General features: G+C 59.9%; 14 protein-coding genes. 10 read left to right on the top strand and 4 right to left on the bottom strand.

Annotated features, from left to right (window positions below):
• Nucleotides 1-43: 43 nt before the first annotated feature.
• On the bottom strand, nt 44-1264 hold the full coding sequence (icd, locus tag N902_RS0114820; RefSeq protein WP_084288484.1) for an NADP-dependent isocitrate dehydrogenase: 1221 nt from the start codon (nt 1262-1264) through the stop codon (nt 44-46).
• Between the two features lie 195 nt (nt 1265-1459).
• Between icd and N902_RS0114825 the strand changes: the two genes are divergently transcribed.
• Complete coding sequence (locus N902_RS0114825; protein WP_027371534.1) at nt 1460-2500, top strand: threonine aldolase family protein; 1041 nt, start codon at nt 1460-1462, stop codon at nt 2498-2500.
• On the opposite strand, the gene ptsP is transcribed toward N902_RS0114825, so the two are convergent.
• The 3 genes from ptsP to yedF form a co-directional block, all read right to left on the bottom strand.
• A complete protein-coding gene (gene ptsP, locus N902_RS0114830) occupies nt 2497-4785 on the bottom strand; it encodes a phosphoenolpyruvate--protein phosphotransferase (protein ID WP_027371535.1) in 2289 nt (762 codons plus the stop codon). The genes N902_RS0114825 and ptsP overlap by 4 nt on opposite strands.
• A 139-nt stretch (nt 4786-4924) precedes the next feature.
• Entirely contained in the window at nt 4925-5728 is an 804-nt protein-coding gene (locus tag N902_RS0114835; protein ID WP_244147437.1) for a pseudouridine synthase, read from the bottom strand.
• Between the two features lie 106 nt (nt 5729-5834).
• The gene (gene yedF, locus N902_RS0114840; RefSeq protein WP_027371537.1) at nt 5835-6470 is read right to left on the bottom strand and encodes a sulfurtransferase-like selenium metabolism protein YedF; all 636 of its coding nucleotides are present in this window, start codon (nt 6468-6470) and stop codon (nt 5835-5837) included.
• A gap of 252 nt (nt 6471-6722) precedes the next feature.
• Between yedF and N902_RS0114845 the strand changes: the two genes are divergently transcribed.
• The 9 genes from N902_RS0114845 to N902_RS0114885 all read left to right on the top strand — a co-directional run bounded on the left by N902_RS0114845 (nt 6723) and on the right by N902_RS0114885 (nt 15209).
• Nucleotides 6723-7118 carry a thioesterase family protein gene (locus N902_RS0114845; protein ID WP_027371538.1) on the top strand — a complete coding sequence of 132 codons (396 nt, stop codon included), beginning with the start codon at nt 6723-6725 and terminating at the stop codon, nt 7116-7118.
• A 455-nt stretch (nt 7119-7573) separates the two neighbouring features.
• The gene (locus N902_RS0114850) at nt 7574-8827 is read left to right on the top strand and encodes a metallophosphoesterase family protein (protein WP_027371539.1); all 1254 of its coding nucleotides are present in this window, start codon (nt 7574-7576) and stop codon (nt 8825-8827) included.
• Nucleotides 8824-12306, top strand: a complete 3483-nt coding sequence (locus N902_RS0114855; RefSeq protein WP_027371540.1) for an ATP-binding protein — start codon at nt 8824-8826, stop codon at nt 12304-12306. The genes N902_RS0114850 and N902_RS0114855 overlap by 4 nt, the downstream gene beginning before the upstream one ends.
• Before the next feature lie 269 nt (nt 12307-12575).
• Nucleotides 12576-12974 (top strand): Mth938-like domain-containing protein, encoded by a 399-nt coding sequence (locus N902_RS0114860; protein WP_161635201.1) that lies wholly within the window; start codon nt 12576-12578, stop codon nt 12972-12974.
• Nucleotides 12975-13016: 42 nt separating this feature from the next.
• Nucleotides 13017-13595 carry a hypothetical protein gene (locus N902_RS18245; protein ID WP_208596344.1) on the top strand — a complete coding sequence of 193 codons (579 nt, stop codon included), beginning with the start codon at nt 13017-13019 and terminating at the stop codon, nt 13593-13595.
• The gene (locus N902_RS18965) at nt 13546-13848 is read left to right on the top strand and encodes a hypothetical protein (RefSeq protein ID WP_153304253.1); all 303 of its coding nucleotides are present in this window, start codon (nt 13546-13548) and stop codon (nt 13846-13848) included. The genes N902_RS18245 and N902_RS18965 overlap by 50 nt, the downstream gene beginning before the upstream one ends.
• Entirely contained in the window at nt 13845-14051 is a 207-nt protein-coding gene (locus N902_RS0114870; RefSeq protein WP_027371542.1) for a DUF2905 domain-containing protein, read from the top strand. The genes N902_RS18965 and N902_RS0114870 overlap by 4 nt, the downstream gene beginning before the upstream one ends.
• Nucleotides 14052-14272: 221 nt before the next feature.
• Nucleotides 14273-14743 carry a universal stress protein gene (locus N902_RS18250; RefSeq protein ID WP_051564650.1) on the top strand — a complete coding sequence of 157 codons (471 nt, stop codon included), beginning with the start codon at nt 14273-14275 and terminating at the stop codon, nt 14741-14743.
• 226 nt (nt 14744-14969) lie between these two features.
• Nucleotides 14970-15209 (top strand): hypothetical protein, encoded by a 240-nt coding sequence (locus tag N902_RS0114885; protein WP_027371544.1) that lies wholly within the window; start codon nt 14970-14972, stop codon nt 15207-15209.
• The last annotated feature ends 146 nt before the right edge of the window (nt 15210-15355 follow it).

The raw sequence follows: 15355 nt of genomic DNA on the forward strand, positions 1-15355 counted from the left end.
TTGCGTGCACGCAAAAAATTGTCTTTTGCATTGCGGTAGATGATTAGCGTATCCGGGAAGCAACCGCGTGGCCGAACTCGGAGCAGGACAGGACCGTGGCCTCCGGCAGGTCCTGGGCCAGGTCCCGGGTGACGGTTCCGGCGGCGATGGTTGCCTCCAGGGAGCTGCGGATGGCCTGGGCCGCTTCAGTCCAGCCCAGATGGTCGTACATCAAAGCCCCGGACAGGATCAGGGAGCCGGGGTTGACCTGGTCTTTTCCGGCCAGGCCGGGAGCGGTGCCGTGAGTGGCTTCAAAAACAGCCGCCTGGTCACCGATATTGGCCCCGGGGGCCATGCCCAATCCGCCGACTTGGGCGGCCAGTGCGTCGGACATATAGTCGCCGTTCAAATTGGGCAGGGCCAGGACATCATAGTCCTGGGGCCATAGCAGGACGTTCTGGAACATGGCGTCTGCTATGCGGTCCTTGATTACAATCTGGTCCTGGCCGGAAGACCCGTCCGGACCCAGGGCGGACTCGGGCACGGTCTGCCGCCCGAACTCTTCGGCAGCCAGCTCATAGCCCCATTGCCGGAAGCCGCCTTCTGTGAACTTCATGATGTTGCCCTTGTGCACCAGGGTTACGCTCCGCCGGCTTTGGTCGATGGCCCATTGAATGGCCTTGCGGACCAGGCGTTTGCTCCCGAAAGGCGACATGGGCTTGATGCCCACGGCTGCATCCTGACGCAGATTCGTGCCGAAGGTGTCGTGCAGGAAATCGATGATCTGCCTGGCCTCCGGACTCCCCGAGGCCCACTCCAGACCAGCGTAGACATCCTCGGTATTTTCCCGGAACACGACAATATTCACTTTTTCCGGCTCCTTGACCGGGCTGGCCACCCCGGGCAGATACCGGATGGGCCGAATGCAGGCGTAAAGGTCCAGGCCTACGCGCAGGGCCACGTTGACGCTGCGGATGCCGCCGCCCACTGGAGTGGCCAGCGGGCCTTTGATGCCCACCTGGTGGTCCATGAAGGCCTGCATGGTCTCCGGCGGCAGGTATTGGCCGCATTCCCGGTAAGCCTTTTCTCCGGCCTGGACTTCCATCCAGTCCACCCTGCGTCTTCCGCTGTAGGCCGCGCTAACAGCGGCATCGAAGACCTCAACTGCCGCGGCCCATATCTCCGGGCCCACGCCGTCTCCCGGAATATAAGGAATTGTTTTCCGGGCCCGGCGGGCATCTTCTGTCTGGTCCTGGCTGGGATTCTCCGTCTGCAACTGGGCCATGCTCGATTGTCCTCCTGGCAAATGGTGCGTACGCAGGCCGATCCTGCCCGAATCTCCCTCGGCGAATGCCCACGCAGTGTGCCACAAGAGCTTCTTGTTGGTCCAGAATGGAGTGGGGCGCCCTTGACAAGGGTCCCAGTTTTTTGAATAGGACATGCACGGACACATATCCCACCGAAGAGAAAGGACAGCTGTATGGATATAGATAAGAGCCAGTTCGCGTCAGACAACTATGCCGGCATCTGCCCCCAGGCCCTGCAGGCTATGCTGGACGCCAATGCCGGTTTTCAAGCCGCGTACGGTGAGGATCGATGGACCCAGGAGGCGTGTGACCGTTTCCGGGAGATATTTGAAACCGACTGTGAGGTTTTTTTCGTATTCAACGGCACAGCGGCCAATTCTCTGGCTGTGTCCGCCATGTGCCATTCCTATTACAGCATTGTCTGCCATGAGCTGTCGCATATGGAAACGGACGAATGCGGGGCTCCGGAGTTCTTCTCCAACGGAGCCAAGCTTCTGGTGGGCGGCGGGGAAAACGGCAAGCTCACCCCCCACAGCCTGCAGCAGCTGGTGACCAAACGCACGGACATCCATTATCCCCGACCCAGAGTGGTCAGCGTGACCCAGCCCACTGAGGTCGGAACCGTGTACAGTGTGGAGGAGCTCAAGGATCTCTGGGCCATGGCCCGGACCTATGGCCTGTCCATTCATATGGACGGGGCCAGGCTGGCCAATGCGTTGGATTTTCTTCAGGTAAGCCCCAGGGAGATCACCTGGGAGTGCGGTGTGGATGTCCTCTGCCTGGGGGGGACCAAGAACGGCATGGCCGTCGGAGAGGCGGTCATTTTTTTCGACCGGGCCAAGGCCGAGGATTTTGATTACCGGTGCAAGCAGGCCGGCCAGCTGGGGTCCAAGATGCGTTACCTGGCCGCTCCCTGGGTGGGCATGCTGCGGGACGGGGCGTGGCTGGAGAACGCCCGCCGGGCCAACGCCTGCGCCTGTCTTTTGGACCAGCTGCTCCGGGAGATTCCAGAGGTGGAGATCATGTTCCCCCGTCAGGCCAACGCCGTCTTCGTTACCTTTCCTCCACGGGTCACAGCCGCCCTGCATGCACGGGGCTGGAGCTTCTATTCCTTTATCGGAACCGGCGGAGCCCGGCTGATGTGCTCCTGGGCCAGTACCGAGGAAGGGGTGCGGGCCTTTGTCCAGGATGTGAAGGACGTTCTGGCCGGCTAGGTCCCCACCTGTTCCTGAGCCCAGGACCGGATCGCTTCCGAGTCGTTGAGCCCGAGGGCGAAGTCGGCAGCCCGAGCGGCTTCCGAGGTGTCTGCATTCCGGATCATCGCCTTGGCCCTGGGGATGGAGCTGGGGTTCATGCTCAGCTTCCGGATCCCGAGTCCAAGAAAGAGATAGGCGCAGGCCGGATCGGCTGCGGCTTCTCCGCATACCGAGAGCGAGGTCTGGGCCTTGCGGCACATCTCGGCTGCGTCGGCGATGATGGATAAAACCGCCGGATGAAACGGGGTATACAGGGATGCGACCTTGGGATTGTTCCGGTCCACTGCAAGGGTGTACTGGATGAGGTCGTTGGTCCCGATGCTGACGAAGTCAATGAGGGGGAGGAGACTGGGCAGTATTTTCGCCGTTCCGGGCACCTCGAGCATGATCCCGACCGGCAGCTCACAGTCCGCACCAATCCGGCGCCTTTCCTCTTCCACGATGGACAGAGCGACTTCCAGCTCGTGCATGCTGACGATCATGGGAAACATGAGCTGAGCCGGACCGTGCTCTGCGGCCCGGAGAACGGCCCTGATCTGCTGGCGGAACATCTCTTCCAGCTCCAGACTGACCCGGATGGAGCGCCAACCCAAGAACGGGTTGTCCTCTGCAGGGTAATCCAGGGCGGACAGGAACTTGTCCCCGCCAACATCCAGGGTCCGAAAGCAGACCGGCAACCCGCGGGCCTGCTTCAGCATCCGGGTATAGAGCTCAGTCTGCTCCTCTTCCGTGGGCAGGCGCTTGCGGATAACGAAAGGAAACTCCGTGCGGTACAGACCGATATGGTCGGCTCTGTACCGATGCACGATTTCCAGGTCGGAGAGAAGGCCGATATTGGCTCCCAGCTCAATCCGGGAGGTGTCTCTGGTCACCGCCGGCAGGGGGATGAGGGAGCGCAAATGTTCGGCCTGCACCTGGTGTTCCTGCAGCAGACGGTTATATTCCCTCTCGATCTCTTTATTGGGCTCCCGAAAGATCAAGCCGGACCATCCGTCCAGGATCAGGTCCTCTCCCTCCCGAACGGCGTCGAAAATATCCTCGACCTGAATGACAATGGGCAGCTCAAAGGATTTGGCCAGGATGACCGTGTGCGAGGTCTTGCCTCCTCTGGCCAGGACAATGCCCTTGAGGTGCATCTGACGCAGGGCGACCAGCTCGGTGGCCGACAGGTCGGAGGCAATGACTATGGTGTCCTGGGTCAAAGCTTGCGTACCATGGGGGGAGATGCCTAGGAGGTTGCGGAGCACGTTTTCGCCCACGTCCACGATGTCTTGACCCCGATCCTGCAGGTAGGGGTCGTCCACATTGGAAAAAATGTGCACGTACTCCATGACAACCTGCTTCAGGGCATACTCAGCCCGGTCCCCCATGCTGATGCGTTCAGCAACCTTGCGCCGGAAGGTGGTGTCTTCAGCCAGCTGCTTGTGAATGGTCAGGATGGACCGGTCTTCCTGGGAGAGATCAGCCATTTCCTCGATGAGCTGCGAGGTCTGCAGCACGGTGGTCTGCAGGGCGTTCTCGAACCGGGCCAGTTCAACATTGGGATGACAGTTCTGTATCGGCTCTACGGACTCAAACCCAATCCCGGAGGCCAAGATATGCGCTTTTCCCCGGGCGTATCCGGAGAGAACGGACTGTCCTCGAAGTAGGCTCCTGCGCTGCTCGGCCCCATCGGAATAATGGAGGGCATTCTCTGTCTGGTCTTTAAGCTTTTGAATCTCGGCCTTTTCCTTGTCCAGGGCCTGCAGCAGGCCGGAGTAGGCCGCGATGGACGAGATCTGAGATCCGATGGCGGCAAAGATGGGGATATCCTCTTCAGACAGCTCTCCCAGCTTTTCGGTCTGCAGGACCAGGACGCCGAGGCACTGCTGATGGTAAACCAGGGGGATGCCCAGGAAGGTCTTGAACACTTCCTCCCCGGTCTGCTCAAAGAGCTTGAACCGGGGGTGCTGCGCAGGGTTGAAGATCAGCATCGGCCTGCCCTGTTCCAGGGTCAGGCCGGTAAGCCCCTCATGAGCGGTCATGGCCACGCTGCCCACTGACTCCGGATGCAGGCCCACAGTGGCTTTGAGGACCAGATGTTGCCGGTCGGGGGTTAAAACATAGATGGAGCAGACATCCAGGCCATAGGTTGAGGCGATGAGCTGAGCGATTTGATGCAGGGTGGCTTCAGGATCGCTGGAGTCGGCGATAATCCGGCTCAGATCCGTGATCACCGAGAGATGGTCAGGCTGTTGGTACATGGCGGCTCACTTATGGCACGAACGTTGCTTAAAATCAAGAAACAGGGAGTCTGGAAAGAGCCGCATTTCCAGTCCAGCCCAGGTGGGCAGGGGCAGCGCAGTGAAAGAGCCAATCTTCAGTGCCCTTGTCCCTGTGGGGTTAGGGATCTGGAACCGAAGGCTCCGGCTCAAGTCCCACTTCGCGGTGCAATGCCCTGATTTCCTGGGGGGTGAGCTCTCGCACATTGCCGGGAGGCAGGTTGCCGAGAAATATGGGGCCTTCCTGGACCCGAATCAGCTTAAGCACGGTCAGGTCCAGGTCCCGACACATGCGTCTGACCTGGCGGTTTATGCCTTGAACCAGCCGCAGAGAGAGCCAGGCGGTGTCTTTTCCGGCCGGTTCCATAGAGACCTGAACCGGGGCCAGTCGTTCTCCTTCGGCCAGGCGCATCCCGTTGCGCATAGGCTGCAGCTTGGCCTGGGTAACCCGGCCGCGGACCAGGACCTTGTACACCTTGGGCACGTGCCATTTGGGATGAGTGAGGCGGTGAACAAGCTCCCCGTCGGTGGTCAGCAACAAGAGGCCTTCTGAAAAGTAGTCCAGCCGGCCAACGGGCACGGGACGACGCTGGAGAAGATCGGGCGGGAGGAGGTCCACAACGGTTGTCCTGGCCTGGGGATCCCTGGCCGTGGACACCACCCGGACCGGCTTGTGCAAGAGGATATATACATGGTTCTGATCGGCGCCCTTGCGGACTGTGAGCAGGCGGCCGTCAACCTCTATGCGGTCTGCATCCGGGTCGATCTTCAGGCCCATCTCCTGGACAACCACATTGTTGACCGTGACCCGCCCCTGGGCTATGAGATCGTCCGCCTTGCGCCTGGAGCACAGACCGCAGGCGGCTATGGCCTTGTTCAGGCGCAGGGACGGGGAGGAGTTGCTGCCGGACATGCGGGTATTCAAACCCGCCTTGGATCTGCTGTCAATGGGTGATTTCCCGGCCTGAACATGCTGCCGGCAGCAGCCACGGACCACTGCCCACTATCCGTCTGCCCGGCATGCACAGGACTTAGACCTTAATAACCTTATCCGCCAGTTGCAAACTGGTGACCACATCCAGCATGTTTGTGGTCTCCCCTATCTCTTTGCGGTCCAGAAGGTGAAAAAAATCCAGACAGGTTCCGCAGACCAGGATGGAAACTCCGCTGTCCTGCAGTTTGCGCAGACTGTCCAAGGCCGGACTTCCGGTTACAGCCAGCTTGACCGCGCTGTTTAAAAGCAGGATGCGCCACAGGGAGGGACCCATTTCCGGCAAGGTGGACAGGAAGTTGGCCATAAGCTTTTCTCCAAGCACATCGTCCCCGTGCCCGATGACATTGGAGGTGATGAACACCAGCTGGGCATCGGTTCCGGATTCAGAGCGAGGAACTGGAGAAGGGCCGGTTTGGGGGCTTGCCTGTACCGCCGTTTTCCGGGTTGTGCCTTCCCCTGCCTGGGCTGTAAGCTCAAAAATTCCGTCCTTGTCCCGGACATTGACAACCTGATACCCTTGGGAGCCAAGGAACCTGGTCACGTTTTCCCGGGCGGCTTCATTGTCCACCCGGATCACCAGCCGGTCCGGCTGGGATTGGGAAAGAGCATCCTTGCATTTTAGCACAGGCTGCGGGCAGGCCAGTCCCTGGCAGTCTAACGTGATTGCAGTCATCTGTGTACTCCATGTATGTTCAAACCTGTGCTGCCCACTGAAGGGGTATGCACTGCAATTCCGGGCAAACTACAAAATCCATAACCATCGAAGACCCCAATTCTCAAGAGCACAGTCAGCAAGCGGGGTCAAATAGCAAAATATAATCAAAAAAGAAAGATTGATTCCAAAACATAATCCTAAGATAATCGTTCAGACCCCTTGCCAAAGCTTAGGGGGAGGCCCCCCTGAACACATACATCCGGAGAAATAATGGACCAGAAAGGAACGCTCAAGTCGGGTGCCCGGGGCACGGCGGCGAAAATCCTTCAGCCTGAGGACCTGGCTGACCAGGTGGGAAGCGGCGATCTCCCGGTGCTGGCCACGCCGGTTATGGCCGCCTTGATGGAGAAGGCGGCAGTAGACTGCGTGCAAAAAATGCTGGAAGAAGGTACGACGTCAGTGGGCATCAGGCTGGATATCTCTCATTTGGCAGCCACCCCGGAGGGAATGGAAATCCGGGCCCAAGCCGAGTTGACCGGGGTAAATGGCAAAAAGCTGGTTTTCACGGTCCAGGCCTGGGATGAAGCCGAACTCATCGGCCAAGGAACTCACGAGCGAGTTGTGGTCAGCAGGGAGAGATTCATGGACCGGGTTCGAGGAAAGTAAGCTAGGAGTGCATTTTTTGTGCTCGGCAGAGGTCAGGCAGTAGAATTCACTAAAAGCAATGCGTTATGCTCTATCTTTTGGAGCAACGAAACGGCTCTTCGACACAGACAGTGGAACTGCCTACATAAGAGTTTGCCGTCTCTTTTGTGTGCCTTGAGCGGCAGGCCCGCACATTTTCTTGGTCCCGCCAAAAGGGGGAAACCAGGCACTCACATGCATGATATGCTCAGTCCATCTGAAGGCAATATCCATCATGTGAGTGCCTGGAGGGGGCAGGGATCAGGGATCCCCCTTTGGCGGGGCTTAGAAAATACCGGGCCGAAAGTGGGCACACAGAAGAGATGGCAAACTTTAAAAATCCACAGGCTACGTCGAAGAACCAACGAAACTTGAGGCGTCATAAATCATTCAGAAAAACAGGTAGCTGTAAAGCAGCCTTTGACTGTTGAGAGCTTATGTCCTCTTTCACCTTCATCCACGCCGCAGACCTGCACCTGGACAGTCCCCTGAGCGGGCTGGAAACCTATCCGGATGCCCCGGTGGAACAGATCCGGGGGGCCACCCGCCGGGCATTGGATAATCTGGTCACTCTGGCCCGGGAGCAGGAGGTCGCCTTTGTCCTCTTGGCCGGGGATGTCTTTGACAACTCTTGGCGCGATTTCCACACCGCACTGTTTTTCGCTCAGTGCATGGGTCGGCTGGGGGAGGCCGGGATTCCGGTCTATGCTGTCAGCGGCAACCACGATGCGGCCAACCCCATCGGCAAGACCCTGCGTCCGCCGGACAACGTCCATTTCTTTTCCCCCGCCAGGCCGGAGTCCGTCACCCTGGAACACTGCAGCACGGTCATCCACGGCCAGAGCTATCCCGGCCGCGAGACCAGCGAGGACCTGGCCGCCCAGTATCCGCCGGCCGTGCCCGGGGCCCTGAATATCGGGCTCCTGCATACCGGATTGACCGGGCGTCCCGGTCACGAACCCTACGCCCCCACCCACCCTGATATCCTGGCCGGAAAGGGGTATGCATACTGGGCCCTGGGCCATGTTCACCAGCGGGAGGTCGTCGGCCGCGATCCCTGGATCGTCTTTCCCGGCATCATCCAGGGCCGGCACATCCGGGAAACCGGGCCCAAAGGGTGCAGCCTGGTCCAGGTCGAGGACGGCCGCATCCGGGATGTTGTGCACCAAGAGATTGATGTTCTGCGCTGGCACCACGGCAGCGTTGACTGCACCTCCTGTGCCTGCGATGAGGATGTCCGCCAGGCTGTCCGCGGGCAGCTGCAGGCCGCACGGGACGCAGGTGACGGCCGTCCGGTCGCGGTCAGGCTGGAATGCACTGGAACGACTCGGATGCACGCCCGGCTGCACGACAGCGAGCAGCATTTCCACGAAGAATGGCGGACCCTGGCCGCTGAGCTGGGGGATTTGTGGATTGAAAAGATCCGGCTCCAGACCCGTCCGCCTGCTGAGCAGTCCGAAGAGATTGATCCGGATTCGCCGCTGGGCGAACTGATGCAATGCATTCAGGCCCTGGAACTGCCGGAAAGCTGCTCCAAGGAACTAGGGGACCTGATGAAGCAGCTTCCGAGTGAGGTCACCGAGGGCGAGGAGGGCTTGAATCTCAAGGATGCACAGCAGTGGCAACGGATGCAGGATGATGTCCGGGAGCTGCTTCTCGGCCGCCTGCTGCGCCAGGGAGGAACGGAATGAGGATCGCCCGTTTCACGCTGGAGGCCTTCGGTCCGTTTACGGACACCAGTCTTATCTTCGACCCGCAGCCCCTGCATCTGATCTACGGCCCGAACGAGGCCGGCAAGAGCAGCACCCTGCGCGCCCTGACCGCCTGGCTGTACGGTTTTCCCGAACGCACCGCCGACAACTTTCTGCACGCCAATCCCCGCCTGTGCGTCTCCGGCACCCTGGAAAACGGCAGCGGGGAGACATTCACTTTTTCCCGGCGCAAAAAACGCAAGGGCAGTGTCCTCGACGCCCAGGGCAATGCCGTTGATCCCCAAGTGGTGGCGGCTTGGCTGCAGAGATTGGATCAGGAGACCTTTCAGGCCCTGTTCGGCCTGGACCATTCAGGTCTGGTCCAGGGCGGGTCAACGATACTGCAGGAGCAGGGCAGTACGGGCACCACATTGTTCGCCGCCGGCAGCGGGGTTGCTTCCTTGAAGCAAATCCAGAACGATTTGCAGGAGGAGTATAAGGCCCTGTTCAAACCCGGGGGCAGCAGGCCGGAGCTCAACACCGCCCTGCAGCGCTACAGCGAGCTGAAAAAAGAGTACAACCTGCTTACCCTGTCCAGCACCGCCTGGAAGCAGAAGGAACGGGCCCTGCGCGAGGCGGAAAAGGCTCTGGAGTCTCTCAAGGAGCAGCGAAGGGTCCAGCAGGCCGAACGCCGCCGCCTGGAGCGGATTCAGAAGGCACTGCACCCCCTGGCCCGCCTGCGACGGGCAGAAGCCGGGCTGACCGAGCTCGGTCCGGTGCCGGAATTGCCCGACGATTTTCCCAAACGGCGTCAGGAGGGCCAGGTCCAGTTGCGTGAGGCCCAGCAGAGCCTGGAAAATGCGGAAAAGCGGTTGGCCATTGATCAGCAGAAGCTGGAGGCTGTATCCCTGAACACCGAGCTTTTGGATCAGGCCGCGAGTATAGCTGATCTGCACCAGCGCCTGGGTGCCTACCGCAAGGGGCAGAGCGACCTGCGCTCCCTGGAAGACGAGGAGCGCGAACAGCGCACTGCGGCCCGGGATCTCTTGCGGGGACAGCGCCCGGATCTGGACCCGGCCGACAGCGATACGGTGCACGCGCTCCTGCAGTACCGATCCCGCATTCAGGCCCTGGGCGAGCGCAAGCCTCTGGTAGACAAGGAGCTCGAAGAGAGTCATGACCTTTGGCAGACCAAGCGGGGCGAACTGGACCGGATCCGGGATGCTTTTCAGGATCTGCCCGCCGCCCAGGACACCACACTCCTGCGACAGGCAGCGGACCAGGCTGGACGCCTCGGGGACATTGACGCCGAAATCGGGAAAAAGGGCCATGAATGCGAACGCAAATATCAGGAGTGCACGACAATGTTCGCCCGCCTGGGCCGGTGGCACGGCAGGCCCGAAGACGTCCTGGCCCTGCCCTTGCCGCTGGAGGAGACGGTCCAGACCCTGAAGCAGGAGTGGGAGGACGCCCAGCGGCGAACCCAAGAGCTTGACGCCCAGCGCCATGAGTTGACCCAGACCCTGGCCGATCTGCACGAGCAGCTCCAGGCCCAGCAGCAGGCCGGGGCAGTGCCTTCGGAGGACGAACTGGACGCCAAGCGGGGGGAGAGGGATGCGGCCTGGTCCCTGCTGTACCGGCAGTGGGTGCACGGCGAAGACGTCAGTGACTCGATTTCCGAGATCACTCCTGAAGGCAACCTGATCCAGCATTTTGAGCGCACCCTCCAGGAGGCGGACACCATAGCCGATCGCTTGCGCCGGGAGAGTGACCGGGTCCATACCCATGCCCGGCTGGTGGCTCAGTACGACAAGGCCCGGCAGCAGTGGGCTGCGCTGGAGGAGGCGGAGCGGCACGCGGCCGCATCCCGGGAGGATTTGCAGGCGCGGTGGTGCAAGGCCTGGTCCCACTCCGGTATTCAGCCCGAGGATCCGCGCACCATGCTCGGCTGGCTGCAACGCTTTCAGAAAGTGGTCGATCAGGCCCGCAGTCTCCAAGAGGATCGTTTCGCGCTCCAGGAGCTGGAAACCAGGCGTCATGCTGCCCGACAGACCCTGGTCCGTGAGCTGCAGGCCCTGGATGAAGCGGTGCCCCGGGGGGAAGATCTGACCCCGGTCCGCGAGCGGGCAGATGCTGTCCTGGAGTCCAGGGACCAGGTGGCCCGCAAGCAGCAGCAACTCCAGGATGAACAGGCTCGCCTGGAGCGTGAGGCTGGAGCGGCCCGGCAACGGTTGACCGCTGCCGAGGAGGCCAAGGCCGCTTGGCAGAGGGAGTGGGGGCAGGCCATGCAGGAGTTGGGGCTGCCCCGGGATGCGACCCCCGAAGCGGTTCGCAGCTTCTTCACCGATCTCGATGCCTATCTCAGCCGGGTGAACCAGGCCGATGGGCTGCGGCAACGCATTGAGGGCATCCGGCGCGACAGCCGGGAGCTGGAGCATGATGTGGCCAGCCTCGTGGCCCGGACCGCTCCGGACCTTGCCGAGATTCCCATGGATCAGGCGATAGAGCGCTTAAACGGTCTCCTGCAGCGCGAACGCGACCGGGCCACCACCGCTGACCATTACCGGGAGCGAATCGCATCCACCCAGGAAGAGATCGAAGCGGCCAGAATTGCACGTGATGCGGCCAACCGGGAATTGACTGCGCTTTGCGACCTGTCCGGATGCACTACGGCCGAGGAGCTGGCCGGGGTTGAAAAGCGGTGGCAGGAGCACAGGGCCCTGGAGCAGGAGAAGGCCACAGCCTTGAACGAGCTCCGGGAGATCCCCGGCGTGAGGGATGTGGACGCGCTGATTGCTGAGGTGGAGGCCGAAAATCCGGACCAGCTCCCGGCCCGTCTCCAGTCCTGCGACGAGGAGCTGAAGCGTTTGGACCAGGACATTGAAGACCAGAGTGCCCAGGCGGGGGAGCTGCGCCGCGAGTTCCGGGAGATGGACGGCCGGGACGAGGCTGTGCGCAAGGCTGAAGAGGCCCAGGAGACCCTGGCTGTGATCCGCCGTCTGGCCGAACGCTACGCCCGGCTCCGATTGGCGTCCACGGTCCTGGATGAGGCCATCGAGCGCTACCGGGCCGAGAACCAGGATCCGGTCCTGGCCTTGGGCAGCGGCTACTTTCGGGAATTGACCCTCGGCTCCTTCGACGGCCTGCGCACTGACGTGGATGACAAGGGCGGTCAGGTCATCGTCGGTCTGCGCGGGGAGGAGCGCGTCCCGGTCGGGGGCATGAGCTCCGGAACCAGGGATCAGCTCTACCTGGCCCTGCGTCTGGCCTCTCTGGAGCATCGGCTCACGAGCAGCGAGCCCATGCCTTTTATTGTGGACGATATCCTGGTCAACTTCGACGAGGAACGTACCCAGGCGGCCCTGAAGGCCATGGCCAGGCTGGGAGAGAAGAATCAGGTTCTTGTGTTTTCCCACCACCGCCAGGTGGCGGATGCCGTCCGGGAGCTGAACCTGGGGCGGGTGCACAGCCTGAACTGAGCGCACTGCATGTCTTCCCGGGGGATCGTCCACAGAGGTCAGCGGGTGCATTGAAAAAATCCGGCTCTTGGACACAGAAAGTGGAATTGGCTACATAAGAGACGGCAAACTCCAAAAATCCGTATAATGCAAAGGATCACTGGCGCGAAGAATAAGCGTCCAGTGCATCCGTTTGTTGGGATTTTCTTTTTTCAGGATCGAAATCGCTATCGGGATCGGGATCGATATGCATAAGCTGACGGTTCCTCCTGCACCGAATGACATATTCTTTGGATTACGATAGCGATCCCGATTTCGATTATCCCAGCCAGTTGGGGTTCAATATCATGATCGAACAGTACTCGTTTGGACGCATGACCATCCAGGGACGGGTGTACACCGAGGATGTCCTCATCTGCCACCAGGCGTGTATCTCCCCTTGGTGGCGAAGGCAGGGACATGAGGTCCGGGTCGAGGACATCGGCCTGGTCTTGGAGCACAGGCCGGAGGCCCTCATTCTGGGGCAGGGACAGCCGGGACAGATGAAGGCCTCGCAGGAGGTGCGGGACCATCTTGGGGCCCTGGGCATCGAGCTGATCCAGAAGCCCACCCGAGAGGCTGTCCAGGTCTTTAATCGCCGGCTGGAGCAGGGCGCACATGTGTGCGGCGGGTTCCATCTGACCTGTTGAGGGGGGCTGATCGTGATTGGCGGGTTCAGAGGTCTTTTCCATGTGCTGGCCATTGTTCTGCTGGTGGCAGGTCCGGCTTATGGGGCGGATGGGGTCCAGGGACTTCAATCCTATTCGGACTATGCGGGGGGACACGATATCACTGGCTGGTACATGAGCGAAAAGCTGGATGGGATCCGGGGGTATTGGGATGGAGACAAGCTCTTGACCCGCTCCGGGGAGAGGATACATGCCCCTGAGTGGTTTACGGACTGTCTTCCGGACTTTGAGCTGGACGGAGAACTGTGGGCTGGACGGGGCAGATTCCATCTTGTGCACACCACGGTGCTGGACAGGGAGCCCTCTGAAGACTGGAGACAGATAACCTACAATGTGTTCGAGGTCCCGCATGCCTCTGGAGATTTCCCCGCCCGGCTGCAGAAGGCAAAAACATGGTTTGAGGACCACAACTGTCCCCATGTGCGGGTTGTACGGCAACGAATCTGTTCAGGTCCGGATCATCTGCAGCGGTTTGTGCAGAGGGTGAGAGGGAAAAAAGGCGAAGGGGTGATTGTCAAAGAGCCCAAAACATTTGTATGTAGAATTGTCCAGGGTCCATGTACTCAAGGTCAAGGTTGCTGAAAAGATGCGCGGGGTTGTGGTCGCCATCAATCCCGGACAGGGCATGTTCAGACGTATGATGGGCAGTTTGACTGTTCGGCTGCCCACCGGGAAGACATTCAAGCTGGGAACTGGTTTTTGCCGAGAGCAGAGGGAAGACCCGCCCCAGGTTGGTTACCGGGTGTTGTTTGAGCATCATGGATGGACGGTGCACAACAAGCCGCGCTTTGCCTCCTTTCTCAAGGTTGTTGATGAAGCGGAAAGCAAGCCATGAGCAGGCTGCTGATCATTGCCGGATTGGTCCTGGCGGCCCTGGGAGCAATCATGCATTTTGCCCCCTGGATGCTGGGCTGGTTCGGGAAGTTGCCCGGGGATATCCACATCCATTCGGGCCGGACCAGGATTTTCATCCCCATCACCTCAATGGTGGTGGTCAGTATTGTGCTTAGTGTGCTGATCAATATCTTTCGGCGCTGATCCGGCTTTTTCGGTGGTATGCCCGGAATACAGGCCCGGGGAATCTGCCGGTCCCAGCTACCCAGAATAGACGACAAACTCGGAGGAGTGAGATTTCATTTCCAGGGTCAAGAGCCGAAAATCAGCGCCTTGGAGTGACTGCATGCGGCGTGAACAGTGTCCACATCCCTGAGCCCTGAAAAAAACTCTGCAATGATGGTCTGGAGATACAGGAGGTATCTATGTCGTGGCTGCAGAAAAAGTGCGTGGTGGTGCCCATAGACTTTTCAGATGACAGCTTTCAGGCCATTGAGGTCGCCAGAGAGTTTGTAGAACAGGGTGCGGACCTGCATCTTGTGCATATTACCAGGCCGTGGAGTGAGCATGAGATCGGGGGATCCTGGGGACAGCAGACCGAAGAGGAGCGCCTGCATTCCCTTAAGCAAACCCTGCGGGATAAAGTGCAGGAGTCCGGATATAATGATGCCCAAATCGCCGTGTCCATCGGCAGTCCTCCGGTGGAGATCACCACCTATGCCCAAGAGGTGGGAGCGGAATTGATTGTTATGCCCTCGCACGGGAGAACGGGAATCAAGCACTTGGCTTTGGGGTCGGTCGCCGAACGGGTGGTCCGCATGGCCAAGTGCCCTGTACTGGTACTCCGGACCAAGGAAGAGCCGCACACCAAGAAAAAGCTCATTGCCTATGATTAGCTCCCGGGCTGCTCAGGATGGGACAAGCTTCACGATCCGAAAGTGGGCACACAGAAGAGATGGCAAACTCCAAGAATCCACAGGCTACGTCGAAAAACCAGAATCTTCCACCCTCACGCTATCCGGACAGGTCATATCCATAATTGGTGTTGACATGTTCTTGAATATGTGTGCTGACGCGTTGTATGGGCATATATAAATGACCACGAACAAAAGGAGGGTGAACATGGAAGATCTGCATCAGGAAAACAGTGTTTCTTTAGGCCGGGAAGGAGAAGTCATTTTTGTCCGCAAGGGCAGCAAGATGCCGATGATCTGTCCGTATTCGCCGAAAGGGGCCAACTGCAGCCATAATTGCCCCTTGCTGGTTGAAATGACCGGCGGCGGCTCCATGGAAAAAACGTATACATATCTGAAGTTTTGCAATGGAACGCTGCTGGAGCTGAGCGGGGATGAGAGGAAATAAGACCTCATTTCGGCTATTCGCAGTTGGCAGTCAGTCCGGGTCCTCCTGACTCTGAAGGTGGGATCCGGGCTTTGCTCCCATTCGGCTCACAACGCAGGGGCGATAAAATCGCCCCTGCGTTTTTTTTACCAAGATGAAGCTCAGAG

The sequence above is a fragment of the Desulfovermiculus halophilus DSM 18834 genome (genome assembly GCF_000620765.1).
Lineage (GTDB): Bacteria > Desulfobacterota > Desulfovibrionia > Desulfovibrionales > Desulfothermaceae > Desulfovermiculus > Desulfovermiculus halophilus.